General features: G+C 67.0%; 18 protein-coding genes. 13 read left to right on the top strand and 5 right to left on the bottom strand.

The features are described from left to right. Nucleotides 1-12 precede the first annotated feature (12 nt). Nucleotides 13-1,815 (bottom strand): acyl-CoA dehydrogenase, encoded by a 1,803-nt coding sequence (locus JQX08_RS10650; protein ID WP_205348359.1) that lies wholly within the window; start codon nt 1,813-1,815, stop codon nt 13-15. 159 nt (nt 1,816-1,974) lie between these two features. Here JQX08_RS10650 and JQX08_RS10655 point away from each other — a divergent pair, with 159 nt between their 5' ends. Then, nucleotides 1,975-2,886 (top strand): 23S rRNA (adenine(2030)-N(6))-methyltransferase RlmJ, encoded by a 912-nt coding sequence (locus JQX08_RS10655; RefSeq protein WP_205348360.1) that lies wholly within the window; start codon nt 1,975-1,977, stop codon nt 2,884-2,886. Nucleotides 2,887-2,896: 10 nt separating this feature from the next. On the opposite strand, the gene msrA is transcribed toward JQX08_RS10655, so the two are convergent. Together msrA and JQX08_RS10665 are read right to left on the bottom strand one after the other, a co-directional pair. Continuing rightward, on the bottom strand, nt 2,897-3,544 hold the full coding sequence (gene msrA, locus JQX08_RS10660; protein ID WP_205348361.1) for a peptide-methionine (S)-S-oxide reductase MsrA: 648 nt from the start codon (nt 3,542-3,544) through the stop codon (nt 2,897-2,899). A gap of 92 nt (nt 3,545-3,636) precedes the next feature. Beyond that, nucleotides 3,637-5,745 (bottom strand): putative bifunctional diguanylate cyclase/phosphodiesterase, encoded by a 2,109-nt coding sequence (locus JQX08_RS10665; protein ID WP_205348362.1) that lies wholly within the window; start codon nt 5,743-5,745, stop codon nt 3,637-3,639. A 74-nt stretch (nt 5,746-5,819) separates the two neighbouring features. Between JQX08_RS10665 and JQX08_RS10670 the strand changes: the two genes are divergently transcribed. Beyond that, nucleotides 5,820-6,368: a hypothetical protein gene (locus JQX08_RS10670; protein WP_205348363.1), complete on the top strand. Its 549-nt coding sequence runs from the start codon at nt 5,820-5,822 to the stop codon at nt 6,366-6,368. A gap of 223 nt (nt 6,369-6,591) precedes the next feature. Here the strand turns inward: JQX08_RS10670 and aceF are convergent, their stop codons facing one another. Both aceF and aceE read right to left on the bottom strand, forming a co-directional pair. After that, nucleotides 6,592-8,235, bottom strand: coding sequence for a dihydrolipoyllysine-residue acetyltransferase (gene aceF, locus JQX08_RS10675; protein WP_205348364.1), 1,644 nt, complete (start codon nt 8,233-8,235; stop codon nt 6,592-6,594). Nucleotides 8,236-8,246: 11 nt separating this feature from the next. Then, the gene (aceE, locus tag JQX08_RS10680) at nt 8,247-10,892 is read right to left on the bottom strand and encodes a pyruvate dehydrogenase (acetyl-transferring), homodimeric type (RefSeq protein ID WP_205348365.1); all 2,646 of its coding nucleotides are present in this window, start codon (nt 10,890-10,892) and stop codon (nt 8,247-8,249) included. A 298-nt stretch (nt 10,893-11,190) separates the two neighbouring features. On the opposite strand from aceE, the gene glnE reads away from it, so the two are divergent. From glnE to JQX08_RS10735, 11 genes are all read left to right on the top strand, one after another. Continuing rightward, nucleotides 11,191-14,121 (top strand): bifunctional [glutamate--ammonia ligase]-adenylyl-L-tyrosine phosphorylase/[glutamate--ammonia-ligase] adenylyltransferase, encoded by a 2,931-nt coding sequence (gene glnE / locus JQX08_RS10685; RefSeq protein ID WP_205348366.1) that lies wholly within the window; start codon nt 11,191-11,193, stop codon nt 14,119-14,121. 95 nt (nt 14,122-14,216) lie between these two features. After that, nucleotides 14,217-15,140 carry a branched-chain-amino-acid transaminase gene (ilvE, locus tag JQX08_RS10690; RefSeq protein ID WP_205348367.1) on the top strand — a complete coding sequence of 308 codons (924 nt, stop codon included), beginning with the start codon at nt 14,217-14,219 and terminating at the stop codon, nt 15,138-15,140. A 136-nt stretch (nt 15,141-15,276) separates the two neighbouring features. Further along, nucleotides 15,277-16,311 carry a lipopolysaccharide heptosyltransferase II gene (gene waaF / locus JQX08_RS10695; RefSeq protein WP_205348368.1) on the top strand — a complete coding sequence of 345 codons (1,035 nt, stop codon included), beginning with the start codon at nt 15,277-15,279 and terminating at the stop codon, nt 16,309-16,311. After that, nucleotides 16,311-17,312: a lipopolysaccharide heptosyltransferase I gene (gene waaC, locus JQX08_RS10700; RefSeq protein ID WP_205348369.1), complete on the top strand. Its 1,002-nt coding sequence runs from the start codon at nt 16,311-16,313 to the stop codon at nt 17,310-17,312. Before waaF ends, waaC begins: the two co-directional genes overlap by 1 nt. Continuing rightward, the gene (locus JQX08_RS10705; RefSeq protein ID WP_205348370.1) at nt 17,309-18,430 is read left to right on the top strand and encodes a glycosyltransferase family 4 protein; all 1,122 of its coding nucleotides are present in this window, start codon (nt 17,309-17,311) and stop codon (nt 18,428-18,430) included. The genes waaC and JQX08_RS10705 overlap by 4 nt, the downstream gene beginning before the upstream one ends. After that, the gene (gene rfaP, locus JQX08_RS10710) at nt 18,427-19,242 is read left to right on the top strand and encodes a lipopolysaccharide core heptose(I) kinase RfaP (RefSeq protein WP_205348371.1); all 816 of its coding nucleotides are present in this window, start codon (nt 18,427-18,429) and stop codon (nt 19,240-19,242) included. Before JQX08_RS10705 ends, rfaP begins: the two co-directional genes overlap by 4 nt. Continuing rightward, complete coding sequence (locus JQX08_RS10715; protein WP_205348372.1) at nt 19,239-19,976, top strand: lipopolysaccharide kinase InaA family protein; 738 nt, start codon at nt 19,239-19,241, stop codon at nt 19,974-19,976. The genes rfaP and JQX08_RS10715 overlap by 4 nt, the downstream gene beginning before the upstream one ends. Beyond that, nucleotides 19,973-20,719, top strand: coding sequence for a lipopolysaccharide kinase InaA family protein (locus JQX08_RS10720; protein ID WP_205348373.1), 747 nt, complete (start codon nt 19,973-19,975; stop codon nt 20,717-20,719). Before JQX08_RS10715 ends, JQX08_RS10720 begins: the two co-directional genes overlap by 4 nt. After that, nucleotides 20,716-22,170, top strand: coding sequence for a lipopolysaccharide kinase InaA family protein (locus JQX08_RS10725; RefSeq protein ID WP_205348374.1), 1,455 nt, complete (start codon nt 20,716-20,718; stop codon nt 22,168-22,170). Before JQX08_RS10720 ends, JQX08_RS10725 begins: the two co-directional genes overlap by 4 nt. A 12-nt stretch (nt 22,171-22,182) precedes the next feature. Then, a complete protein-coding gene (locus JQX08_RS10730; RefSeq protein ID WP_205348375.1) occupies nt 22,183-23,922 on the top strand; it encodes a carbamoyltransferase C-terminal domain-containing protein in 1,740 nt (579 codons plus the stop codon). A 31-nt stretch (nt 23,923-23,953) separates the two neighbouring features. Further along, nucleotides 23,954-24,628 carry a sulfotransferase family 2 domain-containing protein gene (locus tag JQX08_RS10735; RefSeq protein ID WP_205348376.1) on the top strand — a complete coding sequence of 225 codons (675 nt, stop codon included), beginning with the start codon at nt 23,954-23,956 and terminating at the stop codon, nt 24,626-24,628. Nucleotides 24,629-24,702: the final 74 nt, after the last annotated feature.

Here is a 24,702-nt window from a genome sequence, read left to right on the forward strand (position 1 = left end):
CGCTGCGGCGGCTTAGAACCAGGCGTCCTGCATGCCCAGGCAGGTGTCGTCGCGGGCTTCGAGGATGGCCAGTTCGTGGTGGCAGCTCGGCACTTCCCAGGTCAGGAAGTAACGCGCCGCCTGCAGCTTGCCGTGGTAGAAGTCGGCGTCCGCCGGGTTGCCGCCGGCCAGACCCTGCTCGGCGCGGATCGCCTGCTCCAGCCAGCGCCAGCCGATCACCGTGTGGCCGAACACCTTGAGGTACAGCGCCGAGTTGGCCAGGGTGCGGTTGACCTTGCCGGCCATCAGATCGCCGAGCAGCGACAGGGTCACCGCCTGCAGGCGATTGACCAGCTGCTCCAGCGGCTCGCGCAGGGCGGTCAGGCTGTCATGCGCGCTGGCGCGCTGGCAGGCGTCCTGGATCAGACGGATCAGCTGCTTGAGGCCGGCGCCGCCGTTCTGCATCAGCTTGCGGCCGAGCAGGTCGAGCGATTGGATGCCGTGGGTGCCTTCGTGGATCGGGTTGAGGCGGTTGTCGCGGTAGTACTGCTCGACCGGGTATTCGCGGGTGTAGCCGTGGCCACCGAGGATCTGGATGGCCAGCTCGTTGGCCTTCAGGCAGAACTCCGAGGGCCAGGATTTGACGATCGGGGTGAGCAGGTCGAGCAGCTCCAGGGCCTGCTGGCGCTGCTCCGCGCTGCCCAGCGTCTCGTGGTCGTCGACCAGCCGCGCGGCGTACAGGCCGAGGTCGAATGCGCCTTCGACATAGGCTTTCTGGGTCAGCAGCATGCGTCGCACGTCGGCGTGCTCGATGATCGGCACCTGCGCGGTGGTCGGGTCCTTGCCGTCCGGCAGGCGGCCCTGCGGGCGCTGGCGGGCGTATTCCAGGGAATACAGGTAGCCGGCGTAGCCGAGCATGATCGAGGTCATGCCGACACCGATCCGCGCGCCATTCATCATCTGGAACATGTACGACAGGCCCTTGTGCGGCTCACCGACCAGGTAGCCGACGCACCCGCCGTTGTCGCCGAAGTTCAGCGCAGTGGACGTGGTGCCGCGCCAGCCCATCTTGTGGAACAGCCCGGCGAGGATCACGTCGTTGCGCGGGCCCAGCGAGCCGTCGGGGTTGACCAGGAACTTCGGCACGATGAACAGGCTGATGCCCTTCACCCCGGGCGGCGCGTCCGGCAGCTTGGCCAGCACCATGTGCACGATGTTGTCGCCCAGCGGGTGGTCGCCGCCGGAGATGAAGATCTTGTTGCCCTTGATCCGGTAGCTGCCATCGGCGTGCGGCTCGGCGCGGGTGCGCAGGTCCGACAGCGACGAGCCGGCGTGCGGCTCGGTGAGGGCCATGGTGCCGAAGAAGCGGCCGTCGATCATCGGCTGCAGGAACAGGCGCTTCTGCTCGTCGGTGCCGAACGATTCGATCAGGTGGCTGGCGCCGAGGCTCAGCGTGGCATACGAGGTGGTGGCCACGTTGGCGGCCTGGAAGTGCGCGTAGCAGGCCTGCGCCAGCAGGTGCGGCAGCTGCATGCCGCCGACCTCGAAGTCGCGCGAGGCGTTGAGGAAGCCGGCCTCGATGAAAGCGTCGACCGCCGGCTTGACCTCGGGGATCAGCTCCGCGGCGCCGTTGACGTACTGCGGCTCGTGCTCGTCGTTCTTGCGGTTGTGCGGGGCGAACAGCTCCTCGGCGATGCCGCGCGCGGTGCCCAGCGCTGCGTCGAAGGTCTCGCGGCTGTGCTCGGCGAAGCGCTCGCGTTGGGTCAGGGCTTCGGCGTCCAGCACCTCGTAGAGTTCGAAGGCCAGGTTGCGGGCGCTGAGCAGGGTCTCGGACATGGGGACTTACCTCCAGTGGAATGCGCCGAGTCTATGTCGGTGAATATAGTGCGCCCACTACCATCGATAAGCGTGATAAAGGCGCCAAACCCGAGCGCTTCTGCGCCCGCGACTGCGCCGACCCGAATGCTAGAATCGGCGCCTCGCCAGGAGCCTGTCATGAACTACCGCCACGCCTTCCACGCCGGCAACCACGCCGATGTCCTCAAGCACCTCGTCCTGTCGCGGCTGATCGCCCTGCTGTCACGCAAGGAGGCACCGTTCGCCTACCTCGACAGCCACGCCGGGGTCGGCCTGTACGACCTGCTCGGCCCGCAGGCCAGCCGCACCGATGAGTGGCGCGACGGCATCGCGCGGCTGTGGCAGGGCGAGGCGCCGGCGCTGGCCGACGACTACCTGGCGGTGCTGCAGGCACTCAACCCGAACGGCGCGCTGCGTTACTACCCCGGTTCGCCGGAGCTGGCGCGCCAGCTCAGCCGCGCCCAGGAACGCCTGGTGCTCAACGAGAAGCACCCGGAGGATGGCCGTCTGCTCAAGGACAACATGAGTGGCGACCGCCGCGTCACCGTGCGCCTCGGCGAAGGCTGGCACATCCCGCGCGCGCTGCTGCCGGCGCCGGAAAAGCGCGCGTTGTTCCTCATCGATCCGCCGTTCGAACAGAGCGACGAGCTGGAACGTTGCGTGGTGGCGCTGGAAGAAGCCATCGGGCGCATGCGCCAGACCGTGGTGGCGATCTGGTACCCGATCAAGTCGCTGGCCCAGTTGCGGCGCTTCTACCAGGACCTGGAGAAGAGCGGCGCGCCCAAGCTGCTGCGCGCCGAGCTGTATGTGCACGCACCGAACGACGCCGGGCGGCTCAGCGGCTCCGGGCTGGCGATCGCCAACCCGCCGTGGGGCCTGGAAGAAGAGCTGCGTGAGCTGCTGCCCTGGCTGGCCGGTGTGCTGGCGCAGAGTGAAGGCGGCTGGCGCCTGGACTGGCTGATCGACGAAGCGCCCAGCCCAGCGCCGGTCGCGCCCGCCGTACCCGGCAAGGCCAAGGCCAAAGGCAAGGGCGGCAAGGCGCCGCGCTGAGCGCCGCCGGCTAGGCTGGCAGGCAGACCCCGGTGCCGCTCAGCCCGCAGTAGCCGCCGGGGTTCTTCGCCAGGTACTGCTGGTGATAGCCCTCGGCGTAGTAGAACGGCGGCGCCGCGGCGATTTCCGTGGTGATCGCGCCGAAGCCGTTGCGCTGCAGCTCAGCCTGGAACGCCTCACGGCTGGCCTCGGCGGCAGCTAGCTGCTCGGCGCCGTAGCAGTAGATCGCCGAGCGGTACTGGGTGCCGAGGTCGTTGCCCTGGCGCATGCCCTGGGTCGGGTTGTGCACTTCCCAGAACAGCTTGAGCAGCTGCGCGTAGCTGATCAGCTGCGGGTCAAACACCACCAGCACCACCTCGGTATGCCCGGTCAGCCCGGAACACACTTCCTCGTAGCTGGGGTTGGGGGTCAGGCCGCCGGCGTAACCGGCAGCGGTGCTCCACACCCCGGGCTGCTGCCAGAAGCGCCGCTCGGCGCCCCAGAAACAACCGAGACCGAACACCGCCTGCTGCAGGCCGGCGGGAAACGGCCCTTGCAGCGGATGGCCGTTGACCTGGTGCTTGGCCGGCACCGGCATCGGCGTGTCGCGCCCAGGGAGCGCCTGGTCGGCGTCGGGCAGGGCCTGTTTGTGGACGAGTATTTGCGAGCGCAGGACCATGGCGGTTCCTCGGCGGGGCGAAAGGGGGTGGCGGCGGTTACCAGCCAGCTTACACCCGAGATCGGGGCGGCTCGCCGTGTTTCAAGGGCGGCTCAGTTGCGGCAGGGGTAGCGGCGCAGGTTGTCCATCAGCTCGCGGCCGGCGATCGGCTGGTCGAACAGGTAGCCCTGGCCGACGTCGCACTTGTGGCGACGCAGGAAAGCCAGTTGCGCCGGGCTTTCGATGCCCTCGGCGACCACCTTGAGCTTGAGGTTGTGGGCCATGGCGATCACCGCCGAGGTGATCTCCATGTCGTCCTGGCTGTCGGGGATGTCCTTGATGAAGCTGCGATCGATCTTGATCACGTCGATGGGGAATTTCTTCAGGTAGCTGAGCGACGAGTAGCCGGTGCCGAAGTCGTCCATCGCCAGGCTCAGGCCGAGGCTCTTCAGGCGGCTGAGCTGGTGGCGGGTGTCGTCGGTGGCGTCGAGCAGCAGGCTCTCGGTGAGCTCCAGCTCGAGCAGGTGCGGGGCCAGCTGTTCCTCATGGAGGATCGAGGCGATCGAGCCGATCAGGTCGGGGTCGGAGAACTGCTTGGGCGACAGGTTGATCGCCACCTGCAGATGGCCGAGGCCCAGCGCGCTGAGCTGCTTGCTCATGCGGCAGGCCTGGCGCGCCACCCACTTGCCGATCGGGATGATCAGCCCGGTTTCCTCGGCGACGCTGATGAACTGGTCGGGGCGGATCATGCCCTTTTCCGGGTGATTCCAGCGCAGCAGCGCTTCCATGCCGCGCAGCTGGCCGCTCTTCAGGCACAGCTTGGGCTGGTAGAAGACTTCCAGTTCGTTCTGAGTCAGCGCGCGGCGCAGGTTGTTCTCGACGAACAGCTTGTAGTGCGCCTCGGCATTCAGCGCCTCGGTGAACACCTGGGCCTGGTGCTTGCCGTTGGCCTTGGCCTTGTGCAGGGCCAGGCCGGCGTGCTTCATCAGGGTCTGCGGGTCGTCGCCGTGCTGCGGCGCGCAGGCCAGGCCGACCGAGCCGGTGATGCTGATCAGCTGGTTGTCGACGAACAGCGGCTTGTCCAAGGTGTGCAGCAGCTGCGCGGCGAGCGCCTGGCCGCCGGCCAGGTCGGTGTCGTCGAGCAGCACGGCGAATTCGTTGCTGGCGAAGCGCGCCAGGCTGCCGTTGGCCGACAGGCTGTTGCGCAGGCGCTTGGCCAGGCTGACCAAGAGCTTGTCGCCGGTCTGGTGGCCGAGGCTGTCGTTGATCCGCTTGAAGTTGTCGATGTCGACCAGCAGCAGGCTGAACGGCTTGTCGCTGTCGCGGGCGAAGCGCTGTTCGAGGCTGCGGATGAACGACGGGCGGTTGCCCAGGCGGGTCAGGTTGTCGGTGTAGGCCAGGCGCTCGATGCGCTGCTGGGCCAGCTTGTTGTCGGTGATGTCTTCGTAGATGCCGATGTAGTGGGTCAGTTCGCCTTCGTCGTCGTAGACCTTGGAGATCGACAGCTGGCCCCAGTACGGCTCGAGATTCTTGCGTCGGCTGCGGAATTCGCCCTGCCAGCTGTTGTGCTCGGCCAGGCCGAACTGCGCATCGAAGAGGATGTCGCTGAGGTTCTCCAGCGCCGGCAGCTCGGAGAGCCGGCGGCCACGCACCTCGTCGGCGCTGTACAGGGTGATCGCGGTGAAGCTCGGGTTGACGTATTCGACCAGGCCGTCGCGATCGACCAGCAGGAAGGCGCTGGAGCTCTGCTCGACGGCGCGTTGGAACAGGTGGCGGTCCTGGCTGGCGGTGGCGAGCAGCGCGCCGGGCGGCGACAGCGGCGCCGGGGCGGCCTCGACGGTCATCAAATAGCCGCGCAGCAGCTGGCGGCCGTGTTGCTTGAAGGCTTCGCCGAGTTCCATCAGCTGACGGCTGCCGGCCGGGGTGTGCAGGGTGTAGTGCACGCGGTAGTGCGGGCCATCGAGCAGCTGCTGCTGGATGTCTTCGTGCAGGCGGTAGCGCGCGTCGGGCTCCATCAGGCTGGCGTAGGGCGCGCCGATCAGGCTGCACAGCTCGCCGGCGCTGAGGCCGAGTTCACGCTCGCAGGTGGGGTCGAGAAACAACAGTGCCCAGCTCGCTTCGTTCAAACGCTCGAAGCGCAGCATTCCCAGTCGATTGGGGACTGGCAATTGCGTCACAACCTCGGCCGTCAATCGGCTAACGGCATCGGTATGGCTTTTCATCAGGCGATGGGCATCCATTATGCTGGCCGAATACAGGCTTCGGCCTACTACGTCGCGTTCGGTAAGGGTGCATCATGCCAATCAGACATACAAGAAAACTAAGTGCTCTGGCCTTCTTTGCCGCGTTGCTCAGCCACAACCCGCTGCCTAGCGCGGTCGCCGCCGAACCGGGCGGGCGCGAGGCGCAGCTCTCCAGCAGCGAGCAAAGCCGCTACCTCGGCGAGCTCAAGCGCCTGTACCAGACCCAGAACGAGCGCAAGGCGCTGCTCGCCCATTGCAACCACCTGCTCGACACCTACGCGCTGAAGGCCGGCTACCAGGTCGGCCAGAGCCAGCGCCAGGACCTGCTCTATCAGCTCAGCGTCAGCGCCCCGGGCGAACTGCTGGTGCGCGAGGAAAGCCGCGCCGAGCAGGGCGTCGGCGTGGCGGTGCGCAATCAGCGGATCGAACTGTTCGGCGTCGATCCCTTCGTGCGCTACGAGTGCCCGACCGGCGGGCGCACCTGCGTGCTGCTCAATCCAGTGGACGGCGCGCCGCTGCTGACCATCGTCCGCGACCACGGCGGTGCGGCCGAGCTGGCCAAGGCGCTGAGCTTTCTGATTCGCAGCGTGCAGAAGAACTGAAAGCCCGTTTACGAGCTCCTGGCTCGCGGCCAGACCGCGTTAAAAGTGGCCTCAAAATGCTCATTTACACCACGTAAACTGCGCTTTTTCGGCCACTTTTGCCTTGCCTGGCTCTAATCCAGAAGATCGTAAAGAGGCTTTAGCGCGGCGGATAAAAAAACCCCGCCAATCGGCGGGGTCGAGGTACGAGCGTGTGGCGTGCTCGCTTGGGAAGGTGGTGCGGTTACAGCAATAGCGTACGGATGTCGCCGAGTACCTCGCCGAGGCGCTTGGTGAAGCGCGCAGCGGCGGCACCGTTGATCACCCGGTGGTCGTAGGACAGCGACAGCGGCAGCATCAGCTTGGGCTGGAAGGCCTTGCCGTCCCACACCGGCTGGATGGTCGCCTTGGACACGCCGAGGATCGCCACTTCCGGCGCGTTGACGATCGGCGTGAAGCCGGTGCCGCCAATGTGGCCGAGGCTGGAGATGGTGAAGCAGGCGCCTTGCATGGCGTCGGCCGAGAGCTTCTTGGTGCGCGCCTTCTCCGCCAGTTCGGCGGCTTCGGCGGCCAGTTGCAGCAGGCTCTTCTGATCGACGTTGCGGATCACCGGCACCAGCAGGCCGTCCGGGGTGTCCACGGCGAAGCCGAGGTGTACGTATTTCTTGCGGATCAGCGCCTTGCCCGATGGCGCCAGCGAACTGTTGAAGTCCGGCAGCTCCTTGAGCAGATGCGCGCAGGCCTTGAGCAGCAGCGGCAGCACGGTGAGCTTGACCCCGGCCTTCTCCGCCACCGCCTTTTGCGCCACGCGGAAGGCTTCCAGCTCGGTGATGTCCGCCGAGTCGAACTGCGTCACGTGCGGCACGTTGAGCCAGCTGCGGTGCAGGTTGGCGGCGCCGACCTGCATCAGGCGGGTCATCGCCACTTCTTCGATCTCGCCGAACTTGCTGAAGTCGACTTCCGGTACCGGCGGGATGCCCGCGCCGCCGCTCGCGCCACTTGGCGCGGCCTTGGCCTGCTGCATCATCGCCTTGACGTAGACCTGCACGTCTTCCTTGAGGATGCGGCCTTTCGGCCCGCTGCCAGGCACCGCGCCCAGCTCGACGCCGAACTCGCGGGCCAGCTGACGCACTGCCGGGCCGGCGTGCACCTTGGTGCCGTCGCGGCTCGGCGCGCCAACGCTGAGCGGCGCGGCGGCCGGCGCTTCGACCTTGGCCGGAGCCGCCGCCGGAGCCGGAGCTGCCGCAGCGGGTGCCGGGGCGGGTGCGGCGGCGGCCGGTTGTGCGGCGGGCGCGGCGCCGGCCACCTTGAGCTTGAGAATCAGGTCGCCGGTGCCGACTTCGGCGTCCAGCTTGACCAGCACTTCCTCGACCACGCCGGCGCTCGGCGAGGGGATTTCCATGCTCGCCTTGTCCGACTCAAGGGTGATCAGCGACTGCTCGGCCTCGACCGTATCACCGGCCTTGACCAGCACTTCGATGACTTTGGCCTTGCCGCCGGAACCGATGTCCGGCACGTGGATGTCCTGCACGCTGGCCGTCGCCGCAGCAGCTGGCGCCGGCGCAGCAGTGGGCGCTGCGGCGGGTGCCGGGGCTGCCGCCGCAGCCGGTGCTTCCGCCGGTGCGGGCGCCGCGGCTGGTGCGGCTTCGGCGCCGCCCTCGATGTCCAGCTCGAGCAGCTCGTCACCTTCCTTGAGGCGGTCGCCGAGCTTGACCTTGAGGCTCTTCACCACGCCGGCCTTGGGCGCCGGAATCTCCATGCTCGCCTTGTCCGACTCGAGGGTCAGCAGGCTCTGGTCGGCTTCGATGCGGTCGCCGACCTTGACGAACAACTCGATGACTTCACCCTCACCGCTGCCGATGTCGGGTACGCGAATCAATTCACTCATCGTTCCGCTCCTCAGCAGTCCAGGGGGTTGGGTTTTTCCGGGTCGATGCCGAACTTGGCGATGGCCTCGGCCACCACTTTCGGTTCGAGCTCGCCACGGTCGGCCAGCGCTTCGAGGGTGGCCAGGACGATCCACTGACGATCGACTTCGAAGAAGTGGCGCAGCTGCTTGCGGCTGTCACTGCGGCCGAAGCCGTCGGTGCCCAGCACCTTGTATTCCTTGCTCGGTACCCACTGGCGAATCTGCTCGGCGAACAGCTTCATGTAGTCGGTGGAGGCAATCACCGGGCCCTTGCGACCGGCCAGGCACTGCTCGACGTAGGTCTGCTGCGGCTTCTGTTCCGGGTGCAGGCGGTTGCGGCGCTCCACGGCCAGGCCTTCGCGGCGCAGTTCGTTGAAGCTGGTGACGCTCCACACGTCGGCGCCGATGTTGTACTCGTCGCGGAGGATCTTCGCCGCTTCGCGCACTTCACGCAGGATGGTGCCGGAGCCGAGCAGCTGCACATGGTGCGCCGCTTCGCGCTTGTCTTCCTCGAGCAGGTACATGCCCTTGATGATGCCGTCCTCGATGCCTTCCGGCATGGCCGGCTGCTGGTAGGCCTCGTTCATCACGGTGATGTAGTAGAAGACGTCCTGCTGCTCCTCGGTCATCTTGCGGATGCCGTCGCGGATCACCACGGCCAGCTCGTAGCCGTAGGTCGGGTCGTAGGTGCGGCAGTTGGGGATGGTGCTGGCGAGGATGTGGCTGTGGCCGTCCTCGTGCTGCAGACCTTCACCGTTGAGCGTGGTGCGCCCGGCGGTGCCGCCGATCAGGAAACCCCGTGCGCGGCTGTCGCCGGCGGCCCAGGCGAGGTCGCCGATGCGCTGCAGGCCGAACATCGAATAGAACACGTAGAACGGCAGCATCGGCTGGTTGTGCGTGCTGTAGCTGGTCGCCGCGGCAATGAACGAGCTCATCGCGCCGGCTTCGTTGATGCCTTCCTCGAGGATCTGGCCCTTCTTGTCCTCGCGGTAGAACATCACCTGGTCCTTATCCACCGGCTCGTAGAGCTGGCCGACCGAGGAGTAGATGCCGAGCTGACGGAACATGCCTTCCATGCCGAAGGTGCGTGCCTCGTCGGGGACGATCGGCACGATGCGCTGGCCGAGCTCCTTGTCCTTGACCAGCTGCGCGAGGATGCGCACGAAGGCCATGGTGGTGGAGATTTCGCGGTCGCCCGAGCCGTCGAGGATGGCCTTCAGGGTTTCCAGCGGTGGGGTCGGTACGCTGATGCTCTTCGCCCGGCGCTGCGGCACGAAGCCACCGAGGGCGGTGCGCCGCGCGGCCAGGTACTTGGCCTCGGCGCTGCCGGCTTCCGGCTTGTAGAACGGCAGTTTTTCCAGGTCGTCATCCTTGACCGGGATGTCGAAGCGGTCGCGGAACTGGCGCAGGCTGTCGACGTCGACCTTCTTGGTGTTGTGCGCGGTGTTCTTCGCTTCACCGGCGCCGGTGCCATAGCCCTTGATGGTCTTGGCGAGGATCACGGTCGGCTGGCCCTGGGTGTTGACCGCCTTGTGGTAGGCCGCATAGACCTTGTACGGGTCGTGGCCGCCGCGGTTGAGCTTCCAGATCTCGTCGTCGGACAGGTCCTTGACCATGTCCTTGAGCTCGGGGCTGTTGAAGAAGTTTTCGCGCACGTAGGCGCCGTCTTTGGCCTTGTAGTTCTGGTACTCGCCGTCGACCACTTCGTCCATGCGCTTCTGCAGCAGACCGGCGTCGTCCTTGGCGAACAGCGGGTCCCAGAAGCGTCCCCAGATGACCTTCTGCACGCTCCACTCGGCGCCGCGGAACACGCCTTCGAGTTCCTGGATGATCTTGCCGTTACCGCGCACCGGGCCGTCGAGGCGCTGCAGGTTGCAGTTGATGACGAAGATCAGGTTGTCGAGCTTCTCGCGGCCGGCCAGGGAGATGGCGCCGAGCGATTCCGGCTCGTCGCACTCGCCGTCGCCGAGGAAGCACCAGACCTTCTGCTTGCCGGCGGGGATGAAGCCGCGGCTTTCCAGGTACTTCATGAAGCGCGCCTGGTAGATCGCCTGGATCGGGCCGAGGCCCATCGACACGGTGGGGAACTGCCAGAAGTCCGGCATCAGCCAGGGGTGCGGGTAGGAGGACAGACCCTTGCCGTCGACTTCGCGGCGGAAGTTGTCCATCTGCTCTTCGCTGATCCGCCCTTCCATGAAGGCGCGGGCGTAGACGCCCGGCGAGGCGTGACCCTGGAAGAAGATCAGGTCGCCGCCGTGCTCGTCGGTCGGGGCCTGGAAGAAGTAGTTGAAGCCGATGTCGTAGAGCGTCGCCGAGGAAGCGAAGCTGGAAATGTGACCGCCCAGGTCAGGGTCTTGCAGGTTGGTACGCATCACCATGGCCAGCGCGTTCCAGCGCACCAGCGAGCGAATCCGGCGTTCCATGAACAGGTCGCCCGGCATGCGCGCTTCGTGGCCGACGGGGATGGTGTTGCGGTACGGCGTGGTGATGGCGTAGGGCAACTGGGTACCACTGCGGGTGGCCAGCTCGCCCATGCGGGTCATCAGGTAATGCGCACGATCTTCACCCTCACGGTCGAGGACGGACTCGAGCGAGTCCAGCCATTCCTGGGTTTCGACGGGATCGATGTCTTGCATGGCTTGCTCCAGGGCGGAAAGGCTTCCAGAATCGGTCGCCTGTGTTCGCGGAGTGGCCTTTATGGGGCGGCCGCGTGAATTCTTGGGTTGCCGGGGGTGGCACCGGCGCTGTGTAGTTTTACTACAAACCGACGCGCATTTCAGCACTTTGGATACAATTTTTCGTAGTAAAACTACAATCCGTCATGCGCGCCAGCCAGAGGCGCAGGCGGGAATCGCTGTTCGGGCCAGGCCTCCAGCGGGCTGCAGCCTTGCCCGCCGTCGATCGGCCGAAGTCCGAGCCAAAAAAGGATAGACCATGAGCCTTCCACCGCTTGTCGCCCTGCCTGCCGCCCTCGCTCCCCTGTCCAATCGTGCCGAATCCGTGCTGCGCGACGATGCCGCCCATGCCGCGCGCCTCGCCACCTGGCCGTCCGCGCGCCGCGCACTGCTGCCACGTCTGAGCGCCGCCAGCGATTTCGTCAGTGAGCAGATCAGCCGCGATCCGCAGGCGTTCCTCGAGCTGGCCGACTCCGGCGAGCTGGAGCGGCGCCTTGGCGTCGGCGAGCTGAGTGACCAACTGCACGCCACGCTGGCCGACTGCGATGAGGAGAGCGACTTGGCGCGGCGCCTGCGGCGTTTTCGCAACCGCCAGCAGTGGCGCATCATCTGGCGTGACATCAGCCGCCAGGCCGACCTGACCGAAACCTGCCGCGACCTCTCCGAACTGGCCGACGCGAGCATCGACCAGGCCTATCAGTGGCTGTACCAGCGGCATGTCGCGCAGTTCGGTACGCCGATCGGCCGGCGCAGCGGTCAGCCGCAGCACCTGGTGGTGCTCGGCATGGGCAAGCTCGGCGCGCTGGAGCTCAACCTGTCGTCGGACATCGACCTGATCTTCGGTTACCCGGAAGGCGGCGAGACCGAGGGGGTCAAGCGCTCGCTGGACAACCAGGAGTTCTTCACCCGGCTCGGTCAGCGGTTGATCAAGGCGCTGGATGCGCCGACCGCCGACGGCTTCGTGTTCCGCGTCGACATGCGCCTGCGCCCGTACGGCTCGTCGGGGCCGCTGGTGTACAGCTTCGCGGCGCTGGAGCAGTACTACCAGGACCAGGGCCGCGACTGGGAACGCTACGCGATGATCAAGGCGCGCGTGGTCGGTGGCGATCAGGTCGCCGGCAAGCAGCTGCTGGAGATGCTGCGGCCGTTCGTCTATCGGCGTTACCTGGACTTCTCGGCCATCGAGGCGCTGCGCTCGATGAAGCAGCTGATCCAGCAGGAAGTGCGCCGCAAGGGCATGGCCGACAACATCAAGCTGGGCTCCGGCGGCATCCGCGAAGTCGAGTTTATCGCCCAGGCGTTCCAGCTGATCCACGGCGGGCGCGACCTCAGCCTGCAGCAGCGCCCGCTGCTCGGCGTGCTGGCGACCCTCGAGGGCCAGGGCTACCTGCCGCCGGTGGTGGTCGACGAGCTGCGCCAGGGCTACGAATTCCTGCGTTACACCGAGCACGCGCTGCAGGCGCTGGCCGACCGGCAGACGCAGATGCTCCCCGACAACGACCAGGACTGCACGCGCGTTGCCTGGATCATGGGCTTCGAGCACTGGCCGGCGTTCCACGCCCAGCTGATGTACTGGCGCGGGCGCGTCGACTGGCATTTCCGCCAGGTGATCGCCGATCCCGATGACGAGGAGGGCGCCGCTGAAGCGGTGCACATCGGAGGCGAATGGCTGCCGTTGTGGGAAGAGGCGCTCGACGAGGCGGCGGCCTGCCGGCAGCTCGCCGACGCCGGCTTCGCCGAACCGACGCTGGCCTGGCGGCGCCTCTCCGACCTGCGCAGCGGGCCACAAGTGCGCGCCATCCAGCGCCTCGGTCGCGAGCGCCTGGACGCTTTCGTGCCGCGCCTGCTGGCGCAGGCGGTCGAACACGCGCAGCCGGACCTGGTGCTCGAACGCGTGCTGCCGCTGGTCGAGGCGGTGGCGCGGCGCTCGGCCTACCTGGTGCTGCTCAGCGAGAACCCCGGCGCCCTGGAGCGGCTGATCACCCTGTGCGCGGCCAGCCCGTGGATCGCCGAACAGATCACCCGCTTCCCGCTGCTGCTCGACGAACTGCTCAACGAGGGCCGTCTGTTCAAGCCGCCGCTGGCGCCGGAGCTGGCCGCCGAGTTGCGTGAGCGGCTGACGCGCATCCCCGAGGACGACCTCGAGCAACAGATGGAGGCGCTGCGCCACTTCAAGCTAGCCCACGGCCTGCGCGTGGCCGCCTCGGAAATCGCCGGCACGCTGCCGCTGATGAAGGTCAGCGATTACCTGACCTGGCTGGCCGAGGCGATCCTCGACCAGGTGCTGGCGCTGGCCTGGCGACAGACCGTGAGCAAGTACGGCACGCCGCGGCGCAGCGACGGCAGCCTGTGCGATCCGGACTTCATCATCGTCGGCTACGGCAAGGTCGGCGGTCTGGAGCTCGGCCACGGCTCGGACCTCGACCTGGTGTTCATCCATGACGGCGACTCGCAGGCCGAGACCGACGGGCTCAAGCCGATCGATGGCGCGCAGTTCTTCGCCCGCCTGGGGCAACGCATCATCCATCTGTTGACCACCCAGACCACCTCCGGGCAGCTCTACGAGGTGGACATGCGGCTGCGCCCGTCCGGCGCCTCGGGGCTGCTGGTCAGTTCGCTGGGCGCCTTCGAGCGCTACCAGCAGAACGAGGCCTGGACCTGGGAGCACCAGGCGCTGATCCGCGCCCGCGTGCTGGTCGGCAGCGAGCGGGTCGGCACTGCCTTCGAACAGGTGCGCGCCACCGTGCTCGCGCGGCCGCGTGACCTGCCCAAGCTGCGTGAGGAAGTCAGCGAGATGCGCGCCAAGATGCGCGACAACCTCGGCAGCAAGGAAACCGCTGGTGGCACCGCGTCGAACGCGTTCTCGGCGACGGCGCCGTTCGACCTCAAGCAGGACGCCGGCGGTATCGTCGATATCGAATTTATGGTGCAATACGCGGCCCTGGCGTGGTCGCAGCAGGACCCGCAATTGCTGCGCTGGACCGACAACATCCGCATCCTGGACGAGTTGGAAGCCGCCGGTTTGTTACCCGGCGATGACGCCCACCTGCTGCAGGAGATCTACAAGGCCTACCGCGCGGTGGCACACCGCCTGGCCCTGCAGAAGCAGCCGGGCGTGGTCAGCGGCGAGCAGTTTCATGACGAGCGGCGCGCGGTGCTGCGCATCTGGCGCGAGCTGGAACTGCACTGACCGCCGCGCGACGAAGGACCCGCAGGCCCGGCCTGCGGACGCCCACGGGCGTCGCGGATGAATGAACGAATCGAACAGTTGAGGAGCAGGCAAAGATGTCGATGGCCGATCGTGATGGCGTGATCTGGTATGACGGCGAACTGGTGCAGTGGCGCGATGCGACCACCCACGTGCTGACCCATACCCTGCACTACGGCATGGGCGTGTTCGAAGGCGTGCGCGCCTACAACACCCCGCAAGGCACGGCGATCTTCCGCCTGCAGGCGCACACCGACCGGCTGTTCGATTCGGCGCACATCATGAACATGAAGATTCCGTTCACCAAGGACGAGGTCAACGAAGCGTGCCGCGCCGCGGTGCGCGAGAACAACCTGCAGAGCGCTTACCTGCGCCCGATGGCCTTCTACGGTTCGGAAGGCATGGGCCTGCGCGCCAGCGGCCTGCAAGTGCACCTGATCGTCGCCGCCTGGGACTGGGGCGCGTACATGGGCGAGGAAGCGTTGCAGCAGGGCATCAAGGTGCGCACCAGCTCCTTCACCCGCCACCACGTGAACATCTCGATGACCCGCGCCAAGTCCAACGGCGCCTACATCAACTCGATGCTAGCTCTGCAGGAAGCCATCTCCGGCGGCGCCGACGAAGCGATGATGCTCGACCCGGAAGGCTACGTGGCCGAAGGCTCCGGCGAGAACATCTTCATCATCAAGGACGGCGTGATCTACACCCCGGAAGTCACCGCCTGCCTCAACGGCATCACCCGCAACACCGTGCTGCGCCTGGCCGAAGAACACGGCATCAAGCTGGTCGAGAAGCGCATCACCCGTGACGAGGTGTACATCGCCGACGAAGCGTTCTTCACCGGCACCGCCGCCGAAGTCACGCCGATCCGCGAAGTCGACGGCCGCGCCATCGGCATCGGTCGCCGCGGGCCGATCACCGAGAAGCTGCAGAAGGCCTACTTCGACCTGGTCACCGGGCAGACTGGTGCTCATGCCGAATGGCGTACGCTGGTCAAGTGAGGCGCGCCCGCGGCGGTTGAAATGCCGCCAGGGGGCCTCCATTTATTGGGGGCAAGCGTCCGGGATCGGACAGGCTGAACTGAACGAGGCAGTGACTGGGGAGGCGTAAGCCTCCCTGATCATTTCCGGAGCTGTGATGAGAATACTGATCGTTGGGCCGAGCTGGGTAGGCGACATGGTGATGGCGCAGACCCTGTTCCATTGCCTGAAACAACGTCATCCCGACTGCGTGATCGATGTGCTGGCGCCCGAGTGGAGCCGGCCGATCCTCGAGCGCATGCCCGAAGTGCGCGCCGCGCTGAGCTTTCCGCTCGGTCACGGGGTGCTGGACATCGCCGCGCGGCGCAAGATCGGTCAAGGCCTCAAGGGCCAGTACGACCAGGCGATCCTGCTGCCCAATTCGCTGAAGTCGGCGCTGGTGCCGTTCTTCGCCGGCATTCCGCAGCGCACCGGCTGGAAGGGCGAGATGCGCTACGGCCTGCTCAACGACATCCGCGTGCTCGACAAGCAGCGCTACCCGCTGATGATCGAGCGCTTCATGGCGCTGGCCTACCCGAAGGGTGCCGAGCTGCCCACGCCGTACCCGCGGCCGAGCCTGCAGATCGACCCGCAGAGCCGCGACGCGGCGCTCGCCAAGTTCGCCCTCGGCCTCGACCGCCCGGTGCTGGCGCTGTGCCCGGGCGCCGAGTTCGGCGAGGCCAAGCGCTGGCCGGCCGAGTACTACGCCAAGGTCGCCGAGCTGAAGATCCGCGCCGGCTGGCAGGTGTGGATCTTCGGCTCGAAGAACGACCACCCCGGTGGCGAAGACATCCGCATGCGCCTGATTCCCGGGCTGCGCGAGGAAGTCAGCAACCTGGCCGGCGGCACCAGCCTGGCCGAAGCGATCGACCTGATGTCCACCGCGCGTGCGGTGGTCAGCAATGACTCCGGACTGATGCACGTGGCCGCCGCGCTGAACCGCCCGCTGGTGGCGGTGTACGGCTCGACCTCGCCGCAGTTCACTCCGCCGCTGGCCGAGCAGGTGGAGATCGTTCGCCTCGGCCTCGACTGCTCGCCGTGCTTCGAGCGCACCTGCCGCTTCGGCCACTACAACTGCCTGCGCGAGCTCAAGCCGCGCCCGGTGATCGAGGCGCTCGACCGCCTGGTCGCCGACCCGGTTGAGGTTCAATAGTGCGCGTTCTGCTGATCAAGACCTCGTCGCTCGGCGACGTCATCCACAGCCTGCCGGCGCTCACCGACGCGGCGCGGGCGATCCCCGGCATCCAGTTCGACTGGGTGGTGGAGGAGGGCTTCGCCGAGATTCCCGCCTGGCACCCGGCGGTCGCCGAAGTGATTCCGGTGGCGATTCGCCGCTGGCGCAAGAGCCTCTGGCAGACCCTGAAGAGCGGCGAGTGGGCGCGCTTCAAGCAGCGCCTGCGCGCCAATCGCTACGACTTGGTGATCGATGCGCAGTGCCTGCTGAAAAGCGCCTGGCTGACCCGCTATGCCGAGGCGCCGGTGGCCGGGCTGGACGCCAACTCGGCGCGCGAGCCGCTGGCCAGCCGCTTCTACGACCGGCGCTACGCCGTCGCCAAGGGCCAGCACGCGCTGGAGCGGGTGCGCCAGTTGTTCGCCCAGGCGCTCGAGTACCCGTTGCCACAGGGCATCGCCGACTACGGCCTGGATCGCCACCGCCTGGCCGACCCGAGCGGCGCACCGTACCTGCTGTTCCTGCACGGCACCACCTGGCCGAGCAAGCACTGGCCGGAGCTGTACTGGCGCAGCCTGCTGCAGCGCATGAACGAGCTGGGCTGGGCGGTGCGTCTGCCGTGGGGCAACGCCATCGAGCACGCGCGCGCCGAGCGCCTGGCCGCCGGTCTCGAACACGTCAGCGTGCTGCCGCGCCTGAACCTCGCCGGGATCGCCAAGGTGATCGCCGGCGCGCGCGCTTGCGTGGCGGTGGACACCGGCCTCGGCCACCTCGCCGCGGCGCTGGATGTGCCGACCATCTCGCTGTACGGACCGACCCGCCCGGACCTGGTCGGCGCCTTCGGCCGCTCGCAGGTGCACCTGTGCGCCGAGGGCCCGGACGCCGGGCTCGGCGACCGCGACAAGCCGTGCTTCGACAGCCTGCGCCCGGAGCGCGTGGCGCTGGAACTGGAAGCCCTGCTGCTCAGCGAGGAACTGGCATGACCCTGGCGTTCGTGCTCTACAAGTACTTCCCGTTCGGCGGCCTGCAGCGCGACTTTCTGCGCATCGCCCTGGAGTGCCAGCGCCGCGGTCACGCGATCCGCGTCTACACGCCGATCTGGGAAGGCGAGGTGCCGACCGGTTTCGACGTGCGCGTGGCGCCGGTGCGCGCCTGGTTCAACCACCACCGCAACGAGAAATTCAGCGCCTGGCTGGCCGCCGACCTGGCACGCCAGCCGGTCGACCGGGTGATCGGCTTCAACAAGATGCCCGGCCTGGATGTCTACTACGCCGCCGACGGCTGCTACGAGGACAAGGCGCAGACCCTGCGCGCGCCGATCTACAAGCGCTGGGGTCGCTACAAGCACTTCGCCGACTACGAGCGCGCGGTGTTCGGGCGCGACGCCAAGACCGAGATCCTGATGATTTCCTCGGTGCAGCAGCCGCTGTTCGTCAAGCACTACGGCACCCCGGCCGAGCGCTTCCACCTGCTGCCGCCGGGCATTGCCGCCGACCGCCGCGCGCCGGCCAACGCCGCGGCGATTCGCGCCGAATTCCGCCGTGAATTCCAGCTGGCCGATGATGAGCTGCTGCTGGTGCAGATCGGCTCGGGGTTCAAGACCAAGGGCCTGGATCGCAGCCTCAAGGCGCTCGCCGCGCTGCCGCGCGCGCTGCGCAAGCGCACCCGGCTGATCGCCATCGGCCAGGACGATCCCAAGCCGTTCCTGCTGCAGATCAAGGCGCTCGGCCTGTCGGACAACGTGCAGATCCTCAAGGGGCGCAGCGACATTCCGCGCTTCCTGCTCGGCGCCGACCTGCTGATCCACCCGGCCTACAACGAGAACACCGGCACCGTGCTGCTCGAGGCGCTGGTCGCCGGCCTGCCGGTGCTGGTCACCGAAGTCTGCGGCTACGCCCACTACATCAGCGACGCCGATTGCGGGCGGGTGCTGGCCAGTCCGTTCGAGCAGGAGCAGCTGAATCGCACGCTGGCCGAGATGCTCGCCGACGACGCGGCGCGCGCCGCCTGGGCGCGCAACGGCCTGGCCTTCGCCGACACTGCCGACCTGTATTCCATGCCGCAGCACGCGGCCGATGTGATCCTGGCGGAGCGGGCATGAAACTGATCCTCGACGCGCCGTTCCAGGCGCTGTGGCAGGGCCAGGACCCGTTCGCGGCGGTCGAACGCCTGGACGGCCAGGTCTACCGCGAGCTGGAAGGGCGCCGCACGCTGCGCACCGAAGTCGCCGGGCGCGGCTACTTCGTGAAGATTCACCGCGGCATCGGCTGGGGCGAGATCGCCAAGAACCTGCTCAGCGCCAGGGCCCCGGTGCTCGGCGCCGGCCAGGAGTGGCGTGCGCTGCAGCGCCTGCACCAGGCCGGCGTACCGACCATGACCGCGGTGGCCTACGGCGAGCGCGGTGCCAACCCGGCGAGCCAGCACTCGTTCATCATCACCGAGGAGCTGGCGCCGACCATCGACCTCGAGCAGTTCAGTCTCAACTGGCGCGAGCAGCCGCCGGCGCCGCGCCTGAAGCGCGCGCTGATCGCTGAGGTGGCGCAGATGACCGGCCGCATGCACCGCGCCGGGGTCAATCACCGCGACTGCTACATCTGCCACTTCCTGCTGCACACCGAGCGGCCGGTGACGGCGGACGACCTGCGCCTGTCGCTGATCGACCTGCACCGCGCGCAGACCCGCCATGCGGTGCCGCGCCGCTGGCGCGACAAGGACCTCGCCGGGCTGTACTTCTCGGTGTTGAACATCGGCCTGACCCAGCGCGACCTGCTGCGTTTTCTCAAGATCTATTTCCAGCGCCCGCTGCGCGACATCCTGCGCGACGAGGCAGCGTTGCTGCGCTGGCTGGAGCGCAAGGGCGCGCGGCTGCTGGCGCGCTATCAGCGCAAATACGCGCCCGGGGCGCAGGCATGAGCGGCTGGAAGACCAGCGCCGAGCTGGCACCCGCGGTGACCGCGCTGTTCGCCGACCTCGACGCGGTGTTTGCCCTGCAGGGCGAGAAGATCACCCGCGACCCGCTGTCCGAAGTGCTGCGCGTCGAGCACGCCGGCACGCGCTACTACGTCAAACGCTACTGGGGCGCCGGCAAGGGCCTGCGGCGCTTCCTTGGCCGGCCGCGGGTCAAGGCCGAATGGCAGAACCTCAAGCACTTCGCCAGCTGGGGCATTCCCACCGCGCCGGTGGTCGCCTACGGTCTGGAGCGCAAGGCCGGGGCCTTCGCGCGCGGCGCGCTGATCACCCAGGAGCTGGTCGGCACCGAGGACCTCGCCGTGCTGGCCAAGCGCGACGACGCGCGGCTGCGCGACCGCCACTGGGTGGACGCGGTCAGCCGCCAGCTGGCGCGCGCCACGCGCGCCCTGCACGACCACCACTTCGCCCACAATGATCTGAAGTGGCGCAACCTGCTGGTCAACCCGCAGGGCGAACTGTTCTTCATCGACTGCCCGACCGGTGCGTTCTGGTGGGGACCGTTCCTGCGCCGGCGCATCGTCAAGGACCTGGCCTGCCTGGACAAGGTCGCCAAGCAGCAGCTGTCGCGCAGCCAGCGCCTGCGCTTCTACCTGCAGTACCGCGGCCGCGCGCGCCTGAATGCCAGCGACAAGCGGCGCGTGCGGCAGATCGTCGACTTCTTCGAGGGGCGTGAATGAGCGATTTCATCGCCGAGCAGGACCGAGCGCTGCTCGAGCGCCACGGCCTGGCCAGTTTCGAGGCGCTGTGGGCGCTCAAGCTGGAGGCCGTGGACGAACCGAACACCGAGCGCGGCGGCTGGAGCAGCGTGTATCGCCTGGATCTCGGCGAGACTGCCTACTACCTCAAGCGGCAGAGCAATCACCTGACCCGCAGCCTGAGCCATCCGCTCGGCGAGCCGACCTTCGCCCGCGAGTTTCGCAATATCCGCCGCTACCGCGCGCTCGGCATCCCGGCGCTGGCCGCGGCGTTCTTCGGCAGCCGGGTGGTCGCCGGCGAGCGCCGCGCGGTGCTGCTCACCCGCGCGCTGGACGGCTGGCAGGAACTGGAACACTACCTGGTCGACTGGACGCAGCGCCCGGCCAGCCAGCGCGAGGCGATCTTGCAGGCCTGCGGCGAGCTGGCCCGGCGTCTGCACGAGGCCGGCCAGGTGCACGGCTGCTTCTACCCCAAGCACATCTTCCTGCGCGCCAGTGCCACCGGTTTCGAGGCACAGCTGATCGACCTGGAGAAGACCCGCCCGCTGTGGCTGGGGCGGCGCGACCGGATCAAGGACCTTGAGCCGTTGCTGCGCCGCGCCTCGGTGTGGAGTGATGCCGAGATCGGCCAGTTGCTGGCCGCCTACCTCGGTGGCGCGACGGAGGTGCACGGCTGGCTGCAGCGCCTGACCGCGCGGCGCCGCCTGAAAGAGGCACGTGGATGAAACTGGCTGAATTGAGTCACGCCGGCCGCCAGCCGCCGCTGCCGCTGCACATCGAGCTGGCCGATGCGGCCGGCCCCGCCGAGCTGCGTCTCGAGCGCCTGCTGCGCGTACTGCCCGGCAAGCGCTACGTCGGCGTCGGCGAGTGGCGCGGGCGTAAGGTGCTGGCCAAGCTGCTGGTCGGGCGCCGCGCGGCACGGCATTTCCTGCGCGAGCTGAGCGGCGCACGCCTGCTCGCCGACCAGCACCTGACCACCCCCCTGCTGCTGGTCGACGGACTCAGCGAGGAGCAGGGCGGCTGGCTGCTGTTCGACTACCTCGACGGTGCGCAGAGCCTCGAGCAGGCCTGGCAGGCGGTGGCCGACCAGCCGCTGCTCTCCGAGGCGCAGCAGCAGGTGTTCGGCGAGGCGCTCGCGGCGATCGCCGGGCTGCACGCCAAGGGCTTGTGGCAGGCCGATCTGCATCTCGACAACCTACTGCGCCATGCCGGTCAGCTGTACTTGATCGACGGCGGCGGCGTGCAGGCGGAAACCCCGGGCCAGCCGCTGTCACGCACCCAGGTGCTGGAAAACCTCGGGGTGTTCTTCGCCCAGTTGCCGGCGGCCCTCGAGCCGTACATCGAAGAGCTGCTGGTGCACTACCTGCTGGTCAACGGCGAACATGCCTTGCCGCTCGAGGCGCTACTCAAGGAAGTCGCCAAGGTCCGCCACTGGCGCCTGCACGACTACCTGCGCAAGGTCGGTCGCGACTGCAGCCTGTTCAGCGTACGCCGCGGTGCCTTCGGCCTGCGCGCAGTGCGCCGCGAGCTGGCCGGCGAGCTGCAACCGCTGCTCGACGCGCCGGACCGCTGGCTCGAGCAGGGCCAGGCGCTGAAGACCGGTGGTTCGGCCACCGTGGCGCGTGTCGCAGTCAACGACCGCCCGCTGGTGGTCAAGCGCTATAACATCAAGGGCTTCGCCCACTGGCTGAAGCGCTTCTGGCGGCCCAGCCGGGCCTGGCACAGCTGGCGCGAAGGGCATCGCCTGGAGCGCCTGGGCATCGCTACGCCCCGCCCGCTGGCGCTGCTGGAGCGGCGCTACTGCTGGCTGCGCGGACGCGCCTACCTGATTACCGATTGTCTGGTCGGGCAGGATATACTCGCGCGCTTCCAGCCGTACCTCGCGAGTTCGCCGCCTGAGGCCGAGTTGCTGGCCCTCGACCACCTGTTCGCCGCGCTGCTGCGCGAGCGCATCAGCCATGGCGATCTGAAGGGCAGCAACCTGTTCTGGCAGGACGGCTGCTGGGCATTGATCGATCTCGATGCCATGTGCCAGCACCGCAGCGCGCGTCGCTTCGCCGCGGCCTATGCTCGGGATCGGGCGCGCTTTCTGCGCAACTGGCCGGCCGATTCGGCGTTGTACCGCTTGCTTGACCAACGTTTACCGCTGGCGCCCGACGCCGGCCCCGAAGATTAAGAGGCTAGACCTGTGGCACTGACGATTCTTGGCCTTTCCGGCGCCCTCAGCCATGACCCTTCCGCCGCCCTGTACATCGACGGCAAGCTGATCGCGGCGGTCGAAGAAGAGCGTTTCGTCCGCGACAAGCACGCGAAGAACCGCATGCCCTACGAGTCGGCGAAGTTCTGCCTCGAACAGGCCGGGATCAAGCCGGAAGATGTCGACGTGGTGGCGATTCCGTTCGCCCCGATCAGCCTGTTTGGCAAGGCCCGCTGGCACTACGCCAAGCGCTACGCCTACGCCCCGGACCGCGCCCTCGACGCCATCCTGATGGGCAACCGCCGCTACAAGCGCTACCACAAGCGCATCCAGTGGTGCCTGCAGCAGCTCGGCTTCGACCTGAAGAAGATCAAGATCGAGCCGGTCGAGCACCACCTGGCCCACGCCTCCAGCGCCTACCACTGCTCGGGCTTCACCGAGAAGACCGCGATCCTCGGCATCGACGGCAAGGGCGAGTACGCCACTACCTTCTTCGGCTGGGGTGAGAACGGCAAGATCCACAAGATCAAGGAATTCTACGACCCGGATTCGCTCGGCGGCCTGTACGGCGCGATCACCGAGTACCTCGGCTTCGAGATGCTCGACGGCGAGTTCAAGGTCATGGGCATGGCGCCTTACGGCGATGCCAGCAAGTACGATTTCTCGCGGCTGGCCAAGTTCGAGAACGGCGAGCTGGTGATCAACACCGACTACGCCAACGTCATCGGTTTCCGCCGCTACAAGGAAAAGGGCAAGGGCTTCTATTTCTCGCCCAAGCTGATCGAGTGGCTGGGACCCAAGCGCGAAGGCGACATCGCCGACGATCCGTACATCCACTACGCCGCCAGCATGCAGGCGCTGTTCGAGAAGCTGGCGCTGGAGATGATGGAGCACTACCTCGGCGACATCCTCAAGGAAACCGGCAAGATTGCCTTCGCCGGCGGCTGCGCGTTGAACGTCAAGCTCAACCAGAAGATCATCGCCCGCGACGACGTCAAGGAACTGTTCGTCCAGCCGGCCTCCGGTGACGCCGGTACCGCGGTTGGCGCGGCCGCCTATGTGTCGTACCAGCGCGGCGTGCCGGTGGAGAAGATGGAGCACGTCTACCTCGGCCCCGCCTACTCCAACGAAGAGATCATCGCCGCCTGCGCCAAGCACCCCAATCAGCCGGCCTGGCGGCGCATCGACAACACCCCGCAGCGGATCGCCAAGATCATGGTCGACGGCAACCCGGTGGCCTGGTTCCAGGGCCGCATGGAGTTCGGTCCGCGCGCCCTCGGCGGCCGCTCGATCATCGGCTGCCCGAGCGTGCCGGGCGTCGCCGACCGGATCAACGCGCAGATCAAGTTCCGCGAGCGCTGGAGGCCGTTCTGCCCGTCGATGCTCGACACCGTGGCGGCGCAGATGCTCAAGGTCGATCACCCCTCGCCGTTCATGACCTTCACCTTCGAAGTCAACGAGGAGTGGAAGAACCGCGTTGGCGAAGTGGTCCACGAAGACGGTACCTCGCGCGCCCAGGTTCTCGAGCGCCGGCACAACCCGCGCTGGTATGACCTGATGAAGGAGCTGGAGAACCTCACCGGCAACGGCGTGTCGCTGAACACCTCGCTGAACCGCCGTGGCGAGCCGATGATCTGCTCACCGACCGACGCGCTGAACATGTTCTATGGCTCGGATCTGCAGTATCTGATCATGGAGGACATTTTGGTGGTCAAGGCTCCACTTAACTGATCCATTTCTCAAGAGTCGGTAGTACACACTTATGGCGTGGGCATGGTTCGAAGATGCGCGGAAGCGTTACAAGATTTCGCGGGAGTTGCCGCAGGTCTGGTCGTTTCCCACGCAACGTTTTGCATATATTCAAATCCCCAAGGTGGCGAGCAGGTCGATACGCCAGGAGCTATCTAGCAACCTCGCTTTGCGCCAGGCGGATGAGTCGTTTAAGGCTTTCGAGGATCGCTGCAGTTCACATATCCCGTTGCCTCTGTCGCGCCGACAGTCTGCTGAACTGACCGTGTTCGCGTTCGTGCGTCATCCCCTGGGCCGTTTGCATTCTGCCTATCTCGACAAAATTGTCGGGCATGAGCGCAGCGGCAAGAGGAATATCCTGCGCTGCCATGGCATTGAATTTGGTATTTCCTTCGGCGAGTTCGTCGAGCGTGTGTGTCAACTTCCGGATGACAAGCTCGATCGCCACCTGCGCTCGCAAAGCTGGTTCTTGCGTGACAAGTCGGGGCTGGTGCCGGAGTTTATCGGGCGTCTGGAGCGCTTTGAGCAGGACTGGACCGTCCTGCGGAAACGGGTGCCTTGTCTGGGTGAGGTCAGTGAACGCAGTCAGGCGGGGTCGGTCGATTATCAAGAGGTTTATGGTGAGGCTGCTTATCGTCTGGCGTGCGAGCGTTTTTCAGAGGATTTCGAGCTGTTTGGCTACACCTGAGTACTATCAGCAAGAGCGTTAGGGGACGACAGCGAGCAATTAAGCGTTTGGCTCGAAGAGAACGTCGATATTTG

The organism is Zestomonas insulae, assembly GCF_016901015.1.
In the GTDB taxonomy this organism is placed as follows: domain Bacteria; phylum Pseudomonadota; class Gammaproteobacteria; order Pseudomonadales; family Pseudomonadaceae; genus Aquipseudomonas; species Aquipseudomonas insulae.

Bases quoted from the DNA above. Each gene is read 5' to 3' on its own strand.
- JQX08_RS10720 (WP_205348373.1), top strand. From the start codon at position 19,973: ATGAGCGATTTCATCGCCGAGCAGGACCGAGCGCTGCTCGAGCGCCAC.
- JQX08_RS10650 (WP_205348359.1), bottom strand. From the start codon at position 1,815: ATGTCCGAGACCCTGCTCAGCGCCCGCAACCTGGCCTTCGAACTCTAC.
- JQX08_RS10670 (WP_205348363.1), top strand. From the start codon at position 5,820: ATGCCAATCAGACATACAAGAAAACTAAGTGCTCTGGCCTTCTTTGCC.
- JQX08_RS10705 (WP_205348370.1), top strand. From the start codon at position 17,309: ATGACCCTGGCGTTCGTGCTCTACAAGTACTTCCCGTTCGGCGGCCTG.
- JQX08_RS10655 (WP_205348360.1), top strand. From the start codon at position 1,975: ATGAACTACCGCCACGCCTTCCACGCCGGCAACCACGCCGATGTCCTC.
- waaF (WP_205348368.1), top strand. From the start codon at position 15,277: ATGAGAATACTGATCGTTGGGCCGAGCTGGGTAGGCGACATGGTGATG.
- aceF (WP_205348364.1), bottom strand. From the start codon at position 8,235: ATGAGTGAATTGATTCGCGTACCCGACATCGGCAGCGGTGAGGGTGAA.
- JQX08_RS10715 (WP_205348372.1), top strand. From the start codon at position 19,239: ATGAGCGGCTGGAAGACCAGCGCCGAGCTGGCACCCGCGGTGACCGCG.
- aceE (WP_205348365.1), bottom strand. From the start codon at position 10,892: ATGCAAGACATCGATCCCGTCGAAACCCAGGAATGGCTGGACTCGCTC.
- JQX08_RS10725 (WP_205348374.1), top strand. From the start codon at position 20,716: ATGAAACTGGCTGAATTGAGTCACGCCGGCCGCCAGCCGCCGCTGCCG.
- glnE (WP_205348366.1), top strand. From the start codon at position 11,191: ATGAGCCTTCCACCGCTTGTCGCCCTGCCTGCCGCCCTCGCTCCCCTG.
- JQX08_RS10665 (WP_205348362.1), bottom strand. From the start codon at position 5,745: ATGAAAAGCCATACCGATGCCGTTAGCCGATTGACGGCCGAGGTTGTG.
- ilvE (WP_205348367.1), top strand. From the start codon at position 14,217: ATGTCGATGGCCGATCGTGATGGCGTGATCTGGTATGACGGCGAACTG.
- msrA (WP_205348361.1), bottom strand. From the start codon at position 3,544: ATGGTCCTGCGCTCGCAAATACTCGTCCACAAACAGGCCCTGCCCGAC.
- JQX08_RS10735 (WP_205348376.1), top strand. From the start codon at position 23,954: ATGGCGTGGGCATGGTTCGAAGATGCGCGGAAGCGTTACAAGATTTCG.
- rfaP (WP_205348371.1), top strand. From the start codon at position 18,427: ATGAAACTGATCCTCGACGCGCCGTTCCAGGCGCTGTGGCAGGGCCAG.